We start from the raw sequence: 17,740 nt of genomic DNA on the forward strand, positions 1-17,740 counted from the left end.
CAAACTTTTAATGTATAAAAAGTATAATAAGTGCAAATAAGGATAAAAAAAATAAATTATTTGGATATTAAAAAATGCAGAAACGAAGTTTATAATGTAAACATCAGTAAACGTTTTAACAAAAATCTATTATTAAAAAATATTAATTTTTTATGAGCGATATATTAATTTTATCGTTTAGGGAGGAGAATAAAATGATTCGAAAAGGAACTGTAATGAAACTATTTAATGGATTTGAGAAAGAATATGAGCTGCGTCACAGTAAAATATGGCCTGAAATGGTACAAATGTTACATAAGTATGGTGCGAAAAATTATTCTATATTCTTAGATAAAGAAAGTAATAATTTATTTGCATATGTAGAAATAGAAAATGAAGAAAGATGGAATAAAACAGGTGAAACGGAAATTTGTAAAAAATGGTGGAAATATATGAAAGATATTATGGAAACCAATAAGGATAATAGTCCTGTGTCAATTGAATTGAGAGAAGTGTTTCATTTAGATTAAATGTAAAGGTTTAGATAGGAGCGATGAATAATGAATAATAGTGAAGAAAAAAAATCATCTTGGTTACCGACGGTTGCAGCATCCATGGCAAACTATATTGATGCAGGTTCTATTGTTGCTGGTGCAGCAGGTTTATCATTTTGGACAGCGTATCTTCATATGACTGATTTACAGCTGGGAGCCTTGAGTGCTTTTAGTTCAAATGCTATTTCAGCTGCTATTGGTGCATTAATAGGTGGTAAGCTGTGCGATAAATATGGACGTAAGTTTATATATAATTGTTCTATGATATTTTATATGATAGGCGTAGCGCTAATTGTCTTTGCACATAGTTTTCCAGCCTTTTTCATTGGATATGTAATCATAGGTTTATCGGTTGGTTTTGATATTCCAGCATCTTGGACAACCATTGCAGAAGGTGCGCCAGCTAAAAATAGAGCTAAGCATTGTGGATCAGCACAGCTTGCATGGTCAGCAGGTCCAGTTATAGTGTATGTACTTTCAGTTGTACTTGATAGATATGGACTTCTTGGCAGTCGTATAGTTTTCGCACATTTATTTTTCGTGGCATTATTTACTTGGATATTAAGAAGAAGAGTTCCAGAATCAGCATCTTGGAAGGCTGAAAGAGAAAGAGAAAAGGAACTCAGAGCAAAAGGACAAGTAGTAGAAAAGGCTAAATTAAAAAATTTATTTGTGAAAATAAATTTAAGAACATTATTATTTCTAGTGGGAGTTTATTTATTTTGGAATTTAGCAGCAGGAACAATGGGCTTCTTTATGCCATTAATATATCAAACAGTTGGAAATGTATCCTCTAAAACAGCCAATTTGCTTCAAGCAGCTTTATTTGCACTTACAGCAGGTGGAACATACTTTATTTTTATGAAGTTGGGAGATAAAGTAAGCCGTAGAGGTATTTATGCAGTATCCTCTATAATGGCAATAATAGCATGGTCAATATTTATTTTACCTCAGTCCAGTATGAAACCCTTTATGCTTGTTATATTTGTTGTTGTATATGGATTTTCTTGTGGATTTGGTCAACAGCCATTTTATCAATTATGGTCCAGTGAGCTTTTCCCAACAAAATATAGAGGTAGTGCTCAAGGGGTGATGTTCTTTATTGTTCGTGTAGCACTCGGAATATGGAGCTTTGTAATTCCAACAATTATGAGTAAATTTGGCTTTCAATTAGCAGCAGTATGTATGGTAGGTTTTCTTATAATTAGTGCAGCTATTGGAGTTATATTTGCACCAAATACTCAAGGTAGGTCACTTGAGGAAATTGAGAAAGAACGTTATGGTAATGCAGTTTAAAGTAAATAATATTTTAGCTATTTTAAAATATATAAAAATGAGAAAGTGCAAATAAGGATAAAAAATATAATTTATTTGGATATTAAAAATACTAAAAGGATGAACTATAATTTAGGCATAAGTGAAATCGATTAAACCAAGGGGTGAAAATTATTATGAAATACCATTTGGCCGTTGATATAGGTGCTTCAAGCGGTAGACATATACTTGGATATATGGAAAATGGAAAGCTTGAAATAGAAGAAATATATAGATTTGAAAATGGAATAAGTAAAATAGGAGACGAATACTGTTGGGACATCAAAGGTTTATTTAAGGAAGTAAAAAATGGAATAAAAAAGTGCAAAGAAATAGGAAAGATACCAGAGAGTATAGCAATTGATACTTGGGGAGTGGATTTTGTCTTATTAGATGAAAATAATGATATGCTTGGAAACTCAGTGGCATATAGAGATGATAGAACAGAGGGAATGATGGAAAAAGCATTTGAAAAAATTCCTCAGGATATGCTCTATTTGTATACGGGAATTCAATTTCAAAGATTTAATACGTTATATCAACTACTTGCAATAAAGAATAAAAATAAAGAGACTTTAGATAAGGCAAAAACTTTTTTAATGATACCGGATTATTTGAATTTTTTACTTACGGGAAAAAAGGTAAATGAATACACGAATGCCTCAACAACTCAGCTTGTTAATTCTTTTGATAGAACTTGGGATGAAAAAATACTAGAGGAATATGGCATAAATAAGGACATGTTCCAAGAGATAAAGCTTCCTAAGACTAATATAGGTGGATTAAGAAAAGAGTTAGGAGAAGAATTTGGTTTTGATATGGAGGTAATACTTGCAGCAACCCATGATACAGGTTCAGCATTTATAGCTTCGGTTTGTAATGATAGTGACAGTATTTATTTAAGCTCTGGAACCTGGTCCTTAATAGGAGTTGAAAATCGATTTCCAATATGCATTCCTAAGGCAATGGATTACAATTTCACAAATGAAGGTGGAATAGATTATAGATACAGATTTTTAAAGAACATTATGGGACTTTGGGTAATACAAGAGGTTAGAAGGAATTTGGATAATAAATATTCCTTTGCAGAATTAGTAGTATTAGCAAAACAGTATATGGATTTTAATTCTATTGTTGATGTTGATGATGATAGATTTCTAAAACCAGATAATATGATAGAAGAAATTAAAAATTATTGTAGGGAAACTAAGCAGAAAGTTCCTAATGAGATTGGTGAAATAGCTGTTTGTGTATACAATAGTTTAGCACATTGTTATAAAAAAGCAGTGGATTCTCTAGAAGAGATATTTGAAAAGAAATTTAAGAGAATAAATATCTTTGGTGGTGGATGTAAAAATGAACTTTTGAATGAAATAGTTTCAAAGGTAACAGAAAAAGAAATATTAGCAGGGCCAGATGAGGCAACAGCTATAGGAAATTTAGTGGCGCAACTTATAAGCTTAGGCATTTTTAAAGATTTAAGTGAAGCAAGACAAGTTATAAAAGAGTCTTTTAATATAAAAAAATTTGAACCAGGAAATTAGGAGGTTAGAGATATGAATATAAAAGAAAAGTATGAATCAGCTAAAAGTGAATATGCAAAATGGGGAATAGATGTAGACAAAGTATTAGAGGAACTTAAGAAAGTAAAAATATCTGTACATTGCTGGCAAGGTGATGATGTTACAGGTTTTGAAAAAAATAAAGAGGCACTCTCTGGTGGTATTGCAGCAACAGGAAATTACCCAGGAAAAGCAAGAACTCCAGAAGAATTAAGGTCAGATTTAGATAAGGCACTTAGCTTAATTCCAGGAAAACACAAAGTAAATTTACATGCAATATATGCGGAAACTAATGGAGAAGTTGTTGAAAGAGATGAGATAAAACCAGAACACTTTAAAAATTGGGTAGAATGGGCAAAAGAAAGAGGACTTGGACTAGATTTTAATCCAACAATATTTTCTCATCCAAAAGCTTCAGATGGTTTAACACTTTCTAATCCCAATAAAGAAATTAGAGATTTTTGGATAAGACATTGCAAAGCTTCAAGAAAAATTGGAGAGTATTTTGGTAAGGAACTTGGACAAACTTGTTTAACAAATATTTGGATTCCAGATGGTTATAAAGATATTCCAGCAGATAGATTAGGACCAAGACAAAGATTAAAGGATTCTTTAGATGAAATATTAAAGGAAGATATAGATAAGAAATATAATTTGGATTGTGTAGAATCAAAGGTTTTTGGTTTGGGAGCTGAAGCTTATACTGTAGGTTCAAGCGAATTTTATATAAATTATGCAGCTAAAAACAACATATTATCTTTACTTGATACAGGACATTATCATCCAACAGAAGTAGTATCAGATAAAATTTCAGCAATGTTATTATTTGATGAGAAGGTAGCACTTCATGTTAGCAGACCTGTTCGTTGGGATAGTGATCACGTTATAGTCTTTGATGATGAACTTAAAGAAATTGCTAAGGAAATAGTAAGAAATGATGCATTAGATAGGGTTATAATAGGCTTAGATTTCTTTGATGCAAGCATTAATAGAGTGGCAGCTTGGACTATAGGAACAAGGAACATGATAAAAGCATTATTATTTGCTATGTTAATGCCAAATAAAAAGTTAAAAGATCTGCAGGATGAAGGAAACTTCACTGAAAGATTAGCGCTTATGGAAGAATTCAAAACTTACCCAATGGGTGATATATGGAATTACTATTGTGAGATAAACAACGTACCAGTTAAAGAAAACTGGCTAAGAGAAGTAAAAAAATATGAAGAAGAAGTATTATCAAAAAGAAAGTAGGTATTAAATATGAAGGTTGAAGAATTAGATTTTGTTAAAAATTATATTAGAATTACTCAAGATGCATGGCTTAAGGGATGGCATGAACGTAATGGTGGAAACTTTTCATATAGAATAACAGATGAAGAAGTAAAAGAGTTAAACGGACTAATCAATGAAAATAGTGAGTATACTCCAATTGGTGTATCTGTTCCTAATCTTAGTAATGAATATTTCTTAGTTACAGGAAGTGGTAAATTTTTAAGAAATGTAATTTTAGATCCAGAAGCAAATATTGGTATAGCTAAAATAGATGAAAAGGGTGAAAATTATAAAATTGTTTGGGGACTTATAAATGAAGCAAGACCAACAAGCGAATTTCCATCACATCTTATGAGCCATTCTGTTAAAAAAGAAGTAACAGATGGAAAAAATAGAGTTATACTTCATTCACATACTACAAATATTATAGCTTTAACTTTTGTATTGCCTTTAGATAGCAAAGTATTTACAAGAGAATTATGGGAAATGGCGACAGAATGTCCAGTTGTATTCCCAAGTGGAGTTGGAATTGTGCCTTGGATGGTACCAGGTGGAGCTGCAATAGCTAAAGAGACAAGCAATTTAATGAAGGAATTTGATGTAGTAATTTGGGCTCATCACGGAACTTTCGTTTCTGGTGAAAGCTTAGATTTAGCTTTTGGACTTATGGATACAGCAGAAAAATCAGCAGAAATTTTAGTAAAAGTTTTATCCATGGGTGGGAAGAGGCAGACAATAACAGCTAACAATTTTAGAGAGCTAGCAAAAGATTTTAAGGTTGAGCTTCCTGAAAAATTCCTTTATTAATAAAAAATATATAATGAATAAAAAGATGACTTCTAAATAGGAGCAAAAACTGTTTATTTTTGAGTGCAAAGTTATGTTAATTTTTGCACTCTTTATTTTTATTTAAATAGATGATGCTTGCACATAAATTCAAAATATACTTCAGGCTATAACTATATTAGTTTATAATATATACAATAGTAAATAATTGCGAAAGATGTATAGATAGATTATACGCAGTGAATGGAGTATAGGATAAAATGGATATGTTTGATGTAATAATTATTTTAGGCTTTCCTGCGTTACAGGATGGGAAGCCTTCTCCTATAATGAGGGAAAGAGTTATAAAAGCAGTTGAATTATTTAATAAGGGATACGCGAGTAACATTATATGTTCAGGTGGAGGAGTATATAATAAATATATTGAAGCAGATATTATGGCTAATTTTGCAGAATCATTAGGTATTCCAAATAGTTGTTTGATTAAAGAAAGCAAATCAAGAAACACATATGAAAATATAAAAAATTCAATAAAGATAATGGAACAGAGAAATTGGTTATCAGCAATGGTAGTTACTTCTCCTTGGCATGTAAGACGTTCTAATTATTTTTTATTAAAGTGCAGTATTAAATATGAGATGGAGAAATCTGACTATCCAGGGGAATTCTCTTGTTTTTATATCGCTGCAATGTACATATGGGAAAGTTATATAATGCTCAAAACCAAAATAAAAAAGCACTAATATTATGTTGTTTCACAGCTTTCGTATATTGTTCATAAATAAATTTAGGCTATGTTTTAATACAGTGTTGAAATATAGTCTAATAAAAATTATAGGTGTGATTGTCTATCTAAATTCTCAAAAGATCGTGTGAAGAAAAGTCTGTAAATAAAAATAACAAGGCTTTCTATGGTAAAATAAAATCATAGGAGGCCTTTTATTATGGCAAGAAAAAAAGATATTTATAAGGTAAAACCAATGAATGAAGGAAAAAGAAATATTATATCAGCTCTTATAGACGAATATGATATTCAGTCAGCTGAGGATATTCAGGAAGCTTTAAAAGATCTATTAGGTGGAACTATTCAATCTATGCTTGAAGGTGAAATGGACGAGCATTTAGGTTATGAACCATATGAACGAGCCGAAACTACAAACTCAAGAAATGGGAAAAAACAAAAAAGGATTCGAAGCAAATATGGTGAGATGAATATAGATGTACCACAGGATAGAGAAAGTTCTTTTGAACCTAAAATAGTACAAAAACACCAGAAAGATATTTCTGGTATAGAAGAAAAAATTATTTCTATGTATGCTAAAGGATTAAGTACCAGACAAATTTCAGAACAAATTGAAGATATATATGGGTTTGAAGTTAGTGAAGGAATGGTTTCAAATATAACCAATAAACTTCTTCCTGAAATAGAAGCATGGCAACATAGACCTTTATCTACAGTATATCCAATTGTTTTCATTGATGCAGTTCATTTTTCCGTAAGGGAAAATAACGTTATACGTAAGCTTGCAGCTTACATTATTCTTGGTATAAATAATGAAGGCAGAAAGGAAGTACTTTCTATAAATATTGGAGAAAATGAAAGCAGTAAATATTGGCTTAGTGCTCTCAATGAATTAAAAAATAGAGGTGTTCGAGATATCCTTATCCTTTGTGCAGACGGTCTTACAGGGATAAAGGAATCTATATCAGTAGCTTTTCCCAATACTGAATATCAACGTTGTATAGTTCATCAAGTAAGAAATACATTAAAGTATGTTGCTGATAAAGATAAAAAAGAATTTGCAAAAGATTTAAAAACTATATATCATGCACCTTCTGAGGAAATTGCATATAAGCAATTAGAAGAAATCACTGAAAAATGGGAAAAACATTATCCTAACTCAATGAAAAGCTGGAAATCAAATTGGGATGCTATTAGCCCTATTTTTAAGTTCTCTGCTGATGTAAGAAAAGTTATTTATACTACAAATGCAATCGAAAGTCTCAACAGCACATACCGTAGATTAAATAGACAAAGAACTGTATTTCCAAGCGATACATCACTTTTAAAAGCTTTATACCTTGCTACTTTTGAAGCTACAAAAAAATGGCGTTTGCCACTAAGAAATTGGGGTAAAGTGTACGGTGAATTATCCATTATGTATGAAGGACGACTTACTGAATAAAAAGCTTAATATGCCCAAAACGCCTGTTTTTAAAGGCGTTCTTGACATACATATTTTTAGAATGTATATTTAAAACAAGATAGAAAGTAACTTTTCTGACAATCTTGTCTTTTAAAACTTACCATAGAAAGTTATTTTACAGAAAGAATTTTACACGCTCACCAAAATAAAAAAGCACTAATATTATGTTGTTTCACAGCTTTCGTATATTGTTCATAAATAAATTTAGGCTATGTTTTAATACAGTGTTGAAATATAGTCTAATAAAAATTATAGGTGTGATTGTCTATCTAAATTCTCAAAATAAGAATATTCCTTTCCCTTGTTTTTGCATCCACTTTAATTTCAAATGAATTTAATGAATTATCCCAGAATATATCATTATTCATTAGATTATAGATAGTTTTTAATAACACTTATTATAACATAATTTACAAAACAGCACACATACTATATATACATTGGTTCTTTATTTTCCAAATCTTTAATTTTGATATACGAATGAGTTAACTATCTAGATTACAACCCATTTTTCTATTAAATATTCATTTTTAAACATTGATTTAAAGTATAGCCCAAATTTAAAAACCTATGCTAAAACTGTTGTTAAAGCATAGGTTTTCTTTTGCAAAATTGTATATGAATTTTATTTATTCTTCGTCTTCATCGTCATCTTCTAATTCATCCATTCTACCTGGAGTTGGTAAATTGAATTTAGTTATTACAAAATAGAATATTACGTAATAGATTACTGCATATATTATACCAATTACAATAAGAAGTATTGGTTTTGTTGATATTCCGAAATTTAATGCATAGTCTATAAACCCAGCAGAATATGTAAAACCTGAATGTATTCCAAGTGCAGAAGTTATCGCCATGGAAAGCCCTGTTAAGAAAGCATGTATAACATATAATACTGGTGCTAAGAACATAAAAAGAAATTCAACTGGTTCAGTTATACCTGTAAGAAATGTTGTAAAAGCTATTCCTAGAAGCATTCCTGTAACTTGTTTTCTGTTTTCCTTTTTAGCAGCTGCAATCATGGCAAAACATGCTGCTGGAAGTGCAAACATCATTATAGGGAAGAAACCAGTCATATATGTTCCGGCTGTTTTATCTAAAGCAAAGAATCTGTTTAAATCTCCAGTAACTATTTTACCTGAAGCAGTTTTAAAGGTTCCGAATTGAAACCAGAATAATGTATTTAAAACATTATGAAGTCCCATTGGTATAAATAATCTATTTAAAAATCCGTAAATAAAAGATCCAATAGGGCCTGCGTGAGCTACAGAGTTACCAAAAGTATTTATAACATGTTGAATAGCAGGCCAAACGATTCCTGAGATTATACCTAAAACTAAAGAACATAAAGATGTTATTATTGGAACAACACGTTTTCCACCAAAAAAGCTTAAATAATCTGGAAGCTTAGTGTCCTTAAATTTGTTATATAGAGCACCTGCTAAAATACCTATTATAATACCACCAAGTATTTCCATATTAATGTTTTTATTAAAGGATGTAGCAACACTTGTTAAAATATAATATCCAGCTGCAGCAGAAAGTCCAGCCACACCGTTATTATCTTCAGCAAAACCTATAGCAATTCCAATAGCAAATAGTATTGGTAGGTTATTAAAGATAGCTATTCCGGCAGCTAACATCCAAGATATATTAAGAACATCAGGTTGTCCCAATCTTAAAAGTAAGCCTGCAACAGGTAAAATTGCAATAGGAGTCATTAGTGATTTTCCGAGTTTTTGACAATATGCTAGTAGTGTGTTTTTTTCGTTCAAAATTAGAGTCCTCCTTAAAATATAGATAAAATAAATTTATTAATGCAAATATTATTAAGTCAAATTTGGCGCACTAAAAAAAGCTCAAAAAAGACTATCCTTTCTTAAGCTTTTGCCATGTCAAGCACGCTTATAGATAATATTATAGCATTAAAAAGAAAAATGTCAATATAATGGTTAAAAGGTAACGTTGTGTATAAAAAGCACATTAGTAACGTTTACAAATGTGGCATAATACTATATTTTTTGCATTTGTTTTATTAAATTATAAAAATAGTGCAATAAATAGAGAGACAATATCAAAAATAAATCATTGTGGAGTTGATAAATTTTTATTAGAGATATAAAATTATTGTGGTAATATTTTTAATGAAAGGAAATAAATATGAATAAGGCGATTTTTACTGGTATTTTAACTATAATAATTTTTAGCATTATTAGTACATTGTATTACAAAAATCCAAAGCAAGCATTAAAATCCATTGAGAGATATCCTGCAAAGCACAAATCGGCTACTAGAGAAAATACATCGACTAAAGTTCAATATTTAAAATTAAAGGGTTATAAGGGAAATTCAATAGAGGGAGGACATAGCATTATATTGAATCCAACAAAATAAAAATATTAAATGTATAAAGAAAAAATCCAACCGGGTATGGCTGGATTTTTAAATAAACTAGAATCTAAAATCTCTTTTTCCTTCTTCAATTTTTGTAAGACGTTCTCTTACTATTTCTCTTACTTTTTCATTAGGTATTTTATCAATATCTTCAGCGATAAGCGCCTCTCCATCTTTTTTTGTATCAGAAGAAGCATAATCTTCTAAGTATTCTTTAAGCGTCATTAATGCATTTGGACCACAGCAGTTTGCTATTTGTCCTGATTTAACAAGGCTCATAAAGCGGTCTCCAGTTCTTCCTTCACGATAGCAAGCAGTACAGAAACTTGGAATATACTTCATCTTTAAAAGCCAATCCACTATTTCATCAAGAGTACGATTATCATTAACATCAAATTGTGAAGAGTTTTCATCTTCCTTTTCAGGTTCAACATAACCACCAACACTTGTTCTAGAACCGCCACTTATTTGTGATATACCAAGTTCAAGTACTCTTTCACGAGTTTTTTTAGATTCACGTGTAGATACAATCATACCTGTATATGGAACAGAAATACGAATAATTGCCACAATTTTTTCAAATATTTCATCTGATATTGCATTTGAGAAATTTTCAGGATCAATATCGTCAGCAGGGCGTATACGTGGAACACTTATAGTATGAGGACCTACACCCATAGCAGCTTCTAAGTGTTCAGCATGCATAAGTAAACCAACAAGATCATACTTGTACATATTAAGACCAAACAAAACTCCTATACCTACATCATCAATTCCGCCTTCCATAGCACGGTCCATAGCTTCAGTATGATATGCATAGTTACTTTTTGGACCTGTAGGATGAAGCTCTTCATAGCTTTTCTTGTTATAGGTTTCTTGGAAAAGTATATAAGTTCCAATACCTGCCTCTTTTAATTTTTTGTAGTTTTCTACAGTAGTGGCAGCGATATTTATGTTAACACGTCTTATTGCACCATTTTTATGTTTTATACTATATATAGTTTTTATACAGTCTAAATAGTATTCCATAGTATTTTTTACAGGATCTTCACCGGCTTCTAAAGCTAAACGCTTGTGACCCATATCTTGAAGTGCAATTGTTTCCTTTTTTATTTCTTCTTGTGACAATTGTTTTCTTGCTATATGCTTGTTCTTATGATGATATGGACAATATACACAGCCATTAACACAATAATTTGAAAGGTAAAGTGGAGCAAACATTACAATACGATTACCATAAAATTTCTGTTTGATTTCCTTTGCAAGCTTATATATTTTTTCGTTTTGATTATCTAAGTCACATTCTAAAAGTACTGCAGCTTCTCTGTGCGATATACCCTTACAGTTTTTTGCTTTTTCTATAATGCTTTCGATAAGAGGAGCATTACTCTTATTTTTTTTAGCATATTCAAGAGTATCAAGAATCTCTTCATCATTGATAAATTCAGTTGCAACCTTAGATTTAATATTATACATTGAAAAACCTCCAATTTTATTTAGTTTATAGACTGATATAAAATGATTTGAGTAATATAAATTAGCGTTTATAATAATAAAATCCTTGAACCTAAAAAGGAACAAGGATAGTAATAAAGCTAAACAGAAAACTATAAATACATTAGAATAAAATAAGAAATATATTCTGAAGTATAAACAGTTTAAGCTATACTAAAATAACTATTCTCTCGCCTTCTAATTTAGGACTAACCCTCATTCATTCAGTACGATACTTTTTTATAAGCATGGTAAGTTCTAGGAAGTAACAAGAAGTGCTAAATCGCAGATACTATACCAATACGATATATTATATCACAATACTATAGAAAGTGAAATTATATGCAACATGGATAAGATCTGTATACTTATTACTATTGTAGAATTTAATATAATATTTCTAGAAAAAATTTAAAAATAACATATAACATTAATATAAACAATTTATTTTTGCCGAATTACTATATGATGTATTAATCTTTTAAAGAACACAATGTAAGTAGTAAATGCATTATATTAACAGGCGACTAATTTTTTTGGGTATATTTTTATAGTTAATCAGTTTTAGCTATAAAGCATATTAAAATACTAACAAACTTCATGTAGACAAATTTTGTCTGTGTGGAGTTTTTTTATTTTAAATTAAGGGGGGAAGAGGCAAAGATAATTTTTTTACAAAACGATTTGAATTAAGGGGGAAGAAAAAATGAAAATTAAACTTTTTTTAGACTATAAGGATTATCATATTGTAATAGAAGATGAGGGAGAAAAAGTTGATGTGGTTGTTAATTTTACGAAACATCAACATAAAAGAAGTAGACAAAGAGGAGTGGATAAAAGGAACATATTAGAGTCACTTTTAGAAGTAGAGAATAATGAAATTTTATATTTAAAGAATAATGAGAAGGCTGTTATAAGAGATTTTAAAAGAAATATATCTTATGCAGTAGAAGTATATTCTGACTTTACTATAGTTACTAATGTTATTACAAGCTTAAATAGACCAAATCTTAAAGCTTATAAAGGTGAAAAGATAATATTTGTAGGGAAAGAAGAGGACGACAAGCATTATTTAAACTAAAAAAATATTACTAATTTACAGAAGAAACAGCTTAGTTTTAATTAAGCTGTTTCTTTTGGTTATAAATTCACTTTAAGCTACAACTTGTAAATTGAAAATGTACATAAATGATATGTTGTGAAGGAATAACTAATATTAGAAGTAAGTATACAAAAAGTTTTATTGGGGGAGATTTGACGTATGAAAAATGGCAATAGATTAAAAAAGAAAAATATTATTATAACATTGGGTTTAGTGTTGATTTCTTTTGGCTTTTTTTCTGCTATATTATTAAATAATATGCATAAAAATAATTTGAGAAAGCAAGAAGTTGAAAAACAAAATGAAATAGCTAAAAGACATAAAAAGGAAAAGAAAAAGCTTGAAGAAAAAAAGGCGAAAGAACGCAAAGAAGAAACGCCAGGACAATTTACACCTTGGACAGTTAAAAGAGAAGATGGTAAGAAAATTGCATATTTAACTTTTGATGATGGACCATCACCCAATACTGCTAAAATAATAGACATACTAAATCAAAATAATATAAAAGCAACCTTTTTTTTAATAGGAAGTAATGCCGAAAATTTTCCTGACTTAGTAAGAGAAGAATTCAAAAATGGAGAGGTTATAGGTAATCACACATATAGTCATATATTAAGCAACAAGTTGAATCCAGAGAAGTTTTTAGAGGATTTAAACAAATGTGATGAGGTACTAAAAAACATATTGGGTAAAAATTATGATTCTAGGCTTGCTAGATTTCCAGGAGGATCATTTGGCAATAATTTGAATGCAACTAGAGAAGCTGTTACTAAAGCAGGCTATAGATTTGTAGATTGGAATGATGAAATTGGAGATGCGCGAGGGAAAAATTTACCGGAAGCAGTACTTTTATCAAATCTAAAAAAATATACAAATTATGATACAGTTGTGTTATTAATGCATGATACTACTCCTAAAACAACTACAGTAGCAGTTCTCCCACAGATAATTCAATATTTAAGAGATAGAGGATATATATTTGCTACATTGTAAACAAAATTATTGAAAAATAATAAGTGTTTCTGATTATAAATAAAGTAGTAACTCTTAATAAATTAATGCATAGAATAAAGTGTAATATTTAAATTGGAGGCACATATGTATTTTGACCAATATAAATGTCCATTTCTAAATGATGATTATTACTTTGATTACAGGTCTGAGGATGAACTATATATGAGACCTGTAAGGAGAGCACAAGCTAATATAGTAGGAGGAGCAATAGCACCTAATATTAGGGGAGTTGTTATTTTTACAGCTGTAGCTAACGGAACAGAAGTTTCTGTTGTACTTAATGGACTTCCACCATATAGACCTGCAATGGGTGGAAGACCTCAGGTTGGTCCTCATGGTTTTCATATACATGGAATTGGAGATTGCACAAAAGGAACAGCGCTTAAACCATTTCCAAACACTGGAGAACACTGGAATCCAACTAATCAACCACATGGCAATCATGCGGGAGATTTCCCTGTAATTTTTTCGAATAACGGTTATGCCCGTATGACATTTTTTACAAACAAGTTTAGAGTTCCTCAAATTATAGGGAAATCTGTGGTGATTCATGAAAGTCCAGATGATTATAGAACTCAGCCAGCAGGAGCATCTGGTAGAAAAATAGCATGTGGTGTTATTAGAGCATTATAATAGAAATTCTATAAAGGAGTCTTCTTATTAATAATGTAAGGCTCCTTTTAATGTTGTGTTTTAGAAAGAAAATATAGTATAATATGATTTACATATTTTAAGGAGGAAGACTATGAAGTACGACATACCATTTTTACAAAAATCAAATTTAAAATTAAAAAGTAAAATCACGTACATAGTTTTAACAATTTTTATGTTAGCAATGGCAGCAGTATTTTTCACATTAATCATGCAAAGTAGCTTTATTTTTGGATTTTTATTTGGAGTTTTCATGGCAGCTATTGGATTATTTATGGGATATTTGTTTATATATGCTGGGCTACTAAAGAAGTTCTATATTAAAATGACAGATCAGTATTTAGAAGTGTCCATGCCATTTAAGACTAGAAAAGCATACTGGAATGAAATTTATAGCGTAGAAATATATAGGATAAATAATAATACAGCTGTATCTATTTTATTAAAGAAAGACATAGGCAAGGCGAGGAAGAGAACAGTATTTAATAATTTTAATCAATTATATGGAATTAACCCATATTCTTTTCAAATATCATTATCGTTTTTTGAAGATATAGATTTAAAAAAATTTATAACAACAATAGAAATAAAGAGAAAAGAAAATTTTGATCCTAATATAATAGAGGAAAATATAATAGAGGACAATGATTATAAGGAGAATAAAAATAACATACTTAAGGCAGTCATAGTATCCATTATGGTTACTCTTGTTTTAGGAGTTATTTATGGATTTCTTATATGTAATTCTAAGAAAAACTACATAGCAATACCTATGTTTGGTAGTGCAGTTATAATAGCTGTTTTTAATAAATATTATTTAGAGAAAGCTTTTAGTTTAATAGTAAGGTTTGTAGTTGGAATAGTTTGTTTAATGCAGATTCCCATAGCAATTATTTCAGCTTGTCTATTTGAAGGTGGAGCTGATTTTAGTATTAGCTATGTTATTTATATAATTAGAGCGTACTATGAATATGTTATATACGATACAATGAAGGCATTTGGGTTTATTTTTGCAGCAGTAGTTTGTTTTGGTATTGGTTTCTTTGCTGGACGAATTAGCATAAGTAAGAAATAAAATATATTACAAACAAGCTTTTATGCATAAATAATAAAGCATTAGTTATTAAAAAATGTTTTAGGTTTTAAAAGTTATTAATTAAAATGATTATAGGGGCTGGTATTATATATCAGCTTTTGTTTTGTTATTTATATACAATTGTATTTCTATGGTTTATATGGTAGCATATAAAGTATTAAGATTATATTAAAATTTAATAGAAAAAGAATATAAAAATTTTAGTGTACTGCTAGAATTTGTGGGTTCAACTAAATTTTTTAGTTGATTAAAAAGGAATCAGGTTAAAATCCTGAGCGGTCCCGCCACTGTAAGAAAGGAGTTTAAGTACAATAGGTCACTGGGAAACTGGGAAGACGTACTTAAATTATGATTTTCAAGCCAGGAGACTTGCCATATTCTATTATATTTTTTCTACGAGCGATAGGAGGAATAGTCATGAAATGTAATTATATAATTACTATATGCATATGACCTTTTAACGTTTAGTTGAGGGTTTTTTTTATTTTACATAAATTAAAGGGAGTGTTTTATATGCATATAGAAGACGGTATATTATCATCAGCAGCATGGGGAACCTGGTATGCTGCATCAGCTTTATTTGTTATTCCAGGTGTAAGAGAAATAAAGAAAAGATCAGAGAAAAATTTATACTATAAACCATTTTTATCAATGGTTGGCGTGGGGGTTTTTGTAATATCCTGCATGCATATACCTGTTCCTGTGACAGGATCCTGTTCTCATCCCTGTGGAACACCGCTGGCAGCTATATTAATAGGACCTTTAGCTACTACTGTTATAACAGCAATAGCTCTGCTGTTTCAAGCTCTGTTTTTGGGACATGGAGGTATAACAACTATTGGAGCAAACAATATTTCAATGGGAATAGCAGGAGGGTTATCTGGATATGCTATGTTCAAGCTTTTAAAGAAATTTAATGCACCTTTGTGGTTAGCAGCTGGAATGGCAGGTTTTGTTGGAGATATTGTCACATATTTAGTAAGTGCATTAGAACTAGCAATAAGTTTGCATGGACATACATCTATATTCAAGCAGTGGATGATATTTTTTATGGGATACGGTCCAACACAAATTCCACTAGCCATTGCAGAAGGAATTTTCACTGCAGCAATAATAAAGATAATGCTTAAAAGAAGACCAGATATTTTAAACAGTTCTATGAGTAACATAATAGGGAGGAGTAAAGATGAATAGTAAAAATCAAGTTAAGTGGCTAGATAGTTTTACAAAAACCCTATTAGGAATAATGCTTGTAATTCTTATATTTATTTTTATATCTGGTAAATATATGGATATGCATAAAATGGAGGCATCTGGTACTGATGATAAGGTTAATTCTATGGCATCAGGAAAGCATCATCCATTTATAGAACTTCCAGGGGATGCAGAAGTAGGAGCTTTTTCAGTTGTTAATTTTTTTGCAGGAATTATTATAGGACATCACTGGGAAAAGTTATTTGGAAAATCAAAAGAAGAAAATGTTCAGGAGAAAGCTTAAATGAGTCTTTTGGAATTTAAAAATACAGCTGAAGTAGAAAGTTTCGTTCATAGGTTTGATGGAAGAGTGAAAACTATTATATTCTTTATAGGTATAATAACAGTAGTAATGCTTTCAAAATGGTATGTCATTTTAAGTTTCTGGATTTTTTCATTATTATTGTTTTTTAGTGCAGGAATTAATATGAAAAAACTTATCCATAGATTATCTATGCCAGCTTTAATGGCAGTCATTGTTTTTGTAAATGTAAGTTTTACTAATGGAAGTCACTGCATTTATACCTTAAACCTTGGATTTAAGCTTAATATTTATTTAGAAGGATTACAGTTTGGTAGTATAGTCTTTCTTAGAGTAATTGCAGCAGTTACTCTAGGATATTTACTTATTTATACTACTCCTATGACAGAAATTCTTGAAACTTTAAGGATATTAAAAGTGCCTACTACCATTATAGATATAGCTAATATGATGTATAGATATCTTTTTATAATAGAAGAAGTAAGAGATAACATGAATAGAGCTCAAATATGCCGAATGGGCAAAAATGCTTCTCCTTATAAAAGACTAATAGATTCAGGAAAAACCGCAGCCTACGTACTAATTAAATCATTAGATAAGAGTACATCCATATATAAAGCAATGATTTCAAGAGGCTACAATGCAGAGACGACGCACTTTACTTTTTTTCGTGAAAAGATAAGGTTTCAGGATAAAGTTTTTATAATATTAGCCATAGCATTTATAGCCATAGAAATTATAGCTAATCAAATGTGAAACTAAAGCTATATTTGTACAGATTATAGAAAGCACCAAC

At 30.2% G+C, this 17,740-nt stretch carries 16 protein-coding genes, 1 pseudogene and 1 riboswitch; of the genes and pseudogenes, 15 read left to right on the top strand and 2 right to left on the bottom strand.

What is annotated here, in order from left to right:
• The first annotated feature begins 194 nt into the window (after nt 1–194).
• From rhaM to CLFE_RS09560, 7 genes are all read left to right on the top strand, one after another.
• On the top strand, nt 195–509 hold the full coding sequence (rhaM, locus tag CLFE_RS09530) for an L-rhamnose mutarotase (RefSeq protein ID WP_077895288.1): 315 nt from the start codon (nt 195–197) through the stop codon (nt 507–509).
• A gap of 30 nt (nt 510–539) precedes the next feature.
• A complete protein-coding gene (locus tag CLFE_RS09535; protein ID WP_077895287.1) occupies nt 540–1,829 on the top strand; it encodes an MFS transporter in 1,290 nt (429 codons plus the stop codon).
• Nucleotides 1,830–1,984: 155 nt separating this feature from the next.
• Nucleotides 1,985–3,391: a rhamnulokinase gene (gene rhaB / locus CLFE_RS09540; protein ID WP_077895286.1), complete on the top strand. Its 1,407-nt coding sequence runs from the start codon at nt 1,985–1,987 to the stop codon at nt 3,389–3,391.
• 12 nt (nt 3,392–3,403) lie between these two features.
• Entirely contained in the window at nt 3,404–4,660 is a 1,257-nt protein-coding gene (gene rhaA, locus CLFE_RS09545) for an L-rhamnose isomerase (protein ID WP_077895285.1), read from the top strand.
• 9 nt (nt 4,661–4,669) lie between these two features.
• Nucleotides 4,670–5,488 (top strand): rhamnulose-1-phosphate aldolase, encoded by an 819-nt coding sequence (gene rhaD / locus CLFE_RS09550; RefSeq protein ID WP_077895284.1) that lies wholly within the window; start codon nt 4,670–4,672, stop codon nt 5,486–5,488.
• A 239-nt stretch (nt 5,489–5,727) separates the two neighbouring features.
• Nucleotides 5,728–6,210 (top strand): YdcF family protein, encoded by a 483-nt coding sequence (locus tag CLFE_RS09555; protein WP_077895283.1) that lies wholly within the window; start codon nt 5,728–5,730, stop codon nt 6,208–6,210.
• 237 nt (nt 6,211–6,447) lie between these two features.
• Nucleotides 6,448–7,653 (top strand): IS256 family transposase, encoded by a 1,206-nt coding sequence (locus CLFE_RS09560; RefSeq protein ID WP_250944771.1) that lies wholly within the window; start codon nt 6,448–6,450, stop codon nt 7,651–7,653.
• A gap of 674 nt (nt 7,654–8,327) precedes the next feature.
• On the opposite strand, the pseudogene CLFE_RS09565 reads toward CLFE_RS09560, so the two are convergent.
• A pseudogene (locus tag CLFE_RS09565) lies at nt 8,328–9,398 on the bottom strand (PTS transporter subunit EIIC); the annotation flags it as partial.
• Nucleotides 9,399–9,837: 439 nt separating this feature from the next.
• Here CLFE_RS09565 and CLFE_RS09570 point away from each other — a divergent pair.
• Nucleotides 9,838–10,071 (top strand): hypothetical protein, encoded by a 234-nt coding sequence (locus CLFE_RS09570; RefSeq protein ID WP_077894949.1) that lies wholly within the window; start codon nt 9,838–9,840, stop codon nt 10,069–10,071.
• Between the two features lie 57 nt (nt 10,072–10,128).
• Here the strand turns inward: CLFE_RS09570 and hydG are convergent, their stop codons facing one another.
• Nucleotides 10,129–11,547 (bottom strand): [FeFe] hydrogenase H-cluster radical SAM maturase HydG, encoded by a 1,419-nt coding sequence (hydG, locus tag CLFE_RS09575; RefSeq protein WP_077894950.1) that lies wholly within the window; start codon nt 11,545–11,547, stop codon nt 10,129–10,131.
• 724 nt (nt 11,548–12,271) lie between these two features.
• Between hydG and CLFE_RS09580 the strand changes: the two genes are divergently transcribed.
• The 7 genes from CLFE_RS09580 to cbiQ all read left to right on the top strand — a co-directional run bounded on the left by CLFE_RS09580 (nt 12,272) and on the right by cbiQ (nt 17,700).
• A complete protein-coding gene (locus CLFE_RS09580; RefSeq protein WP_077835470.1) occupies nt 12,272–12,646 on the top strand; it encodes a hypothetical protein in 375 nt (124 codons plus the stop codon).
• A 180-nt stretch (nt 12,647–12,826) separates the two neighbouring features.
• Nucleotides 12,827–13,660 (top strand): polysaccharide deacetylase family protein, encoded by an 834-nt coding sequence (locus CLFE_RS09585; RefSeq protein ID WP_077894951.1) that lies wholly within the window; start codon nt 12,827–12,829, stop codon nt 13,658–13,660.
• Between the two features lie 105 nt (nt 13,661–13,765).
• Nucleotides 13,766–14,314: a superoxide dismutase family protein gene (locus CLFE_RS09590; protein ID WP_077894952.1), complete on the top strand. Its 549-nt coding sequence runs from the start codon at nt 13,766–13,768 to the stop codon at nt 14,312–14,314.
• 112 nt (nt 14,315–14,426) lie between these two features.
• On the top strand, nt 14,427–15,407 hold the full coding sequence (locus CLFE_RS09595) for a hypothetical protein (protein ID WP_077894953.1): 981 nt from the start codon (nt 14,427–14,429) through the stop codon (nt 15,405–15,407).
• A 226-nt stretch (nt 15,408–15,633) separates the two neighbouring features.
• Nucleotides 15,634–15,819: riboswitch (cobalamin riboswitch) on the top strand.
• Between the two features lie 122 nt (nt 15,820–15,941).
• Complete coding sequence (locus CLFE_RS09600) at nt 15,942–16,622, top strand: energy-coupling factor ABC transporter permease (protein ID WP_077894954.1); 681 nt, start codon at nt 15,942–15,944, stop codon at nt 16,620–16,622.
• A complete protein-coding gene (locus CLFE_RS09605) occupies nt 16,615–16,926 on the top strand; it encodes a hypothetical protein (RefSeq protein WP_077852497.1) in 312 nt (103 codons plus the stop codon). The genes CLFE_RS09600 and CLFE_RS09605 overlap by 8 nt, the downstream gene beginning before the upstream one ends.
• Nucleotides 16,927–17,700, top strand: coding sequence for a cobalt ECF transporter T component CbiQ (cbiQ, locus tag CLFE_RS09610; protein WP_077894955.1), 774 nt, complete (start codon nt 16,927–16,929; stop codon nt 17,698–17,700).
• The last annotated feature ends 40 nt before the right edge of the window (nt 17,701–17,740 follow it).

Source organism: Clostridium felsineum DSM 794 (genome assembly GCF_002006355.2).
GTDB lineage: Bacteria > Bacillota > Clostridia > Clostridiales > Clostridiaceae > Clostridium_S > Clostridium_S felsineum.

Bases quoted from the DNA above. Each gene is read 5' to 3' on its own strand.
- rhaM (WP_077895288.1), top strand. From the start codon at position 195: ATGATTCGAAAAGGAACTGTAATGAAACTATTTAATGGATTTGAGAAA.
- rhaD (WP_077895284.1), top strand. From the start codon at position 4,670: ATGAAGGTTGAAGAATTAGATTTTGTTAAAAATTATATTAGAATTACT.
- CLFE_RS09570 (WP_077894949.1), top strand. From the start codon at position 9,838: ATGAATAAGGCGATTTTTACTGGTATTTTAACTATAATAATTTTTAGC.
- CLFE_RS09555 (WP_077895283.1), top strand. From the start codon at position 5,728: ATGGATATGTTTGATGTAATAATTATTTTAGGCTTTCCTGCGTTACAG.
- CLFE_RS09585 (WP_077894951.1), top strand. From the start codon at position 12,827: ATGAAAAATGGCAATAGATTAAAAAAGAAAAATATTATTATAACATTG.
- CLFE_RS09560 (WP_250944771.1), top strand. From the start codon at position 6,448: ATGAATGAAGGAAAAAGAAATATTATATCAGCTCTTATAGACGAATAT.
- rhaA (WP_077895285.1), top strand. From the start codon at position 3,404: ATGAATATAAAAGAAAAGTATGAATCAGCTAAAAGTGAATATGCAAAA.
- CLFE_RS09600 (WP_077894954.1), top strand. From the start codon at position 15,942: ATGCATATAGAAGACGGTATATTATCATCAGCAGCATGGGGAACCTGG.
- cbiQ (WP_077894955.1), top strand. From the start codon at position 16,927: ATGAGTCTTTTGGAATTTAAAAATACAGCTGAAGTAGAAAGTTTCGTT.
- CLFE_RS09590 (WP_077894952.1), top strand. From the start codon at position 13,766: ATGTATTTTGACCAATATAAATGTCCATTTCTAAATGATGATTATTAC.
- CLFE_RS09605 (WP_077852497.1), top strand. From the start codon at position 16,615: ATGAATAGTAAAAATCAAGTTAAGTGGCTAGATAGTTTTACAAAAACC.
- CLFE_RS09535 (WP_077895287.1), top strand. From the start codon at position 540: ATGAATAATAGTGAAGAAAAAAAATCATCTTGGTTACCGACGGTTGCA.
- hydG (WP_077894950.1), bottom strand. From the start codon at position 11,547: ATGTATAATATTAAATCTAAGGTTGCAACTGAATTTATCAATGATGAA.
- CLFE_RS09595 (WP_077894953.1), top strand. From the start codon at position 14,427: ATGAAGTACGACATACCATTTTTACAAAAATCAAATTTAAAATTAAAA.
- CLFE_RS09580 (WP_077835470.1), top strand. From the start codon at position 12,272: ATGAAAATTAAACTTTTTTTAGACTATAAGGATTATCATATTGTAATA.
- rhaB (WP_077895286.1), top strand. From the start codon at position 1,985: ATGAAATACCATTTGGCCGTTGATATAGGTGCTTCAAGCGGTAGACAT.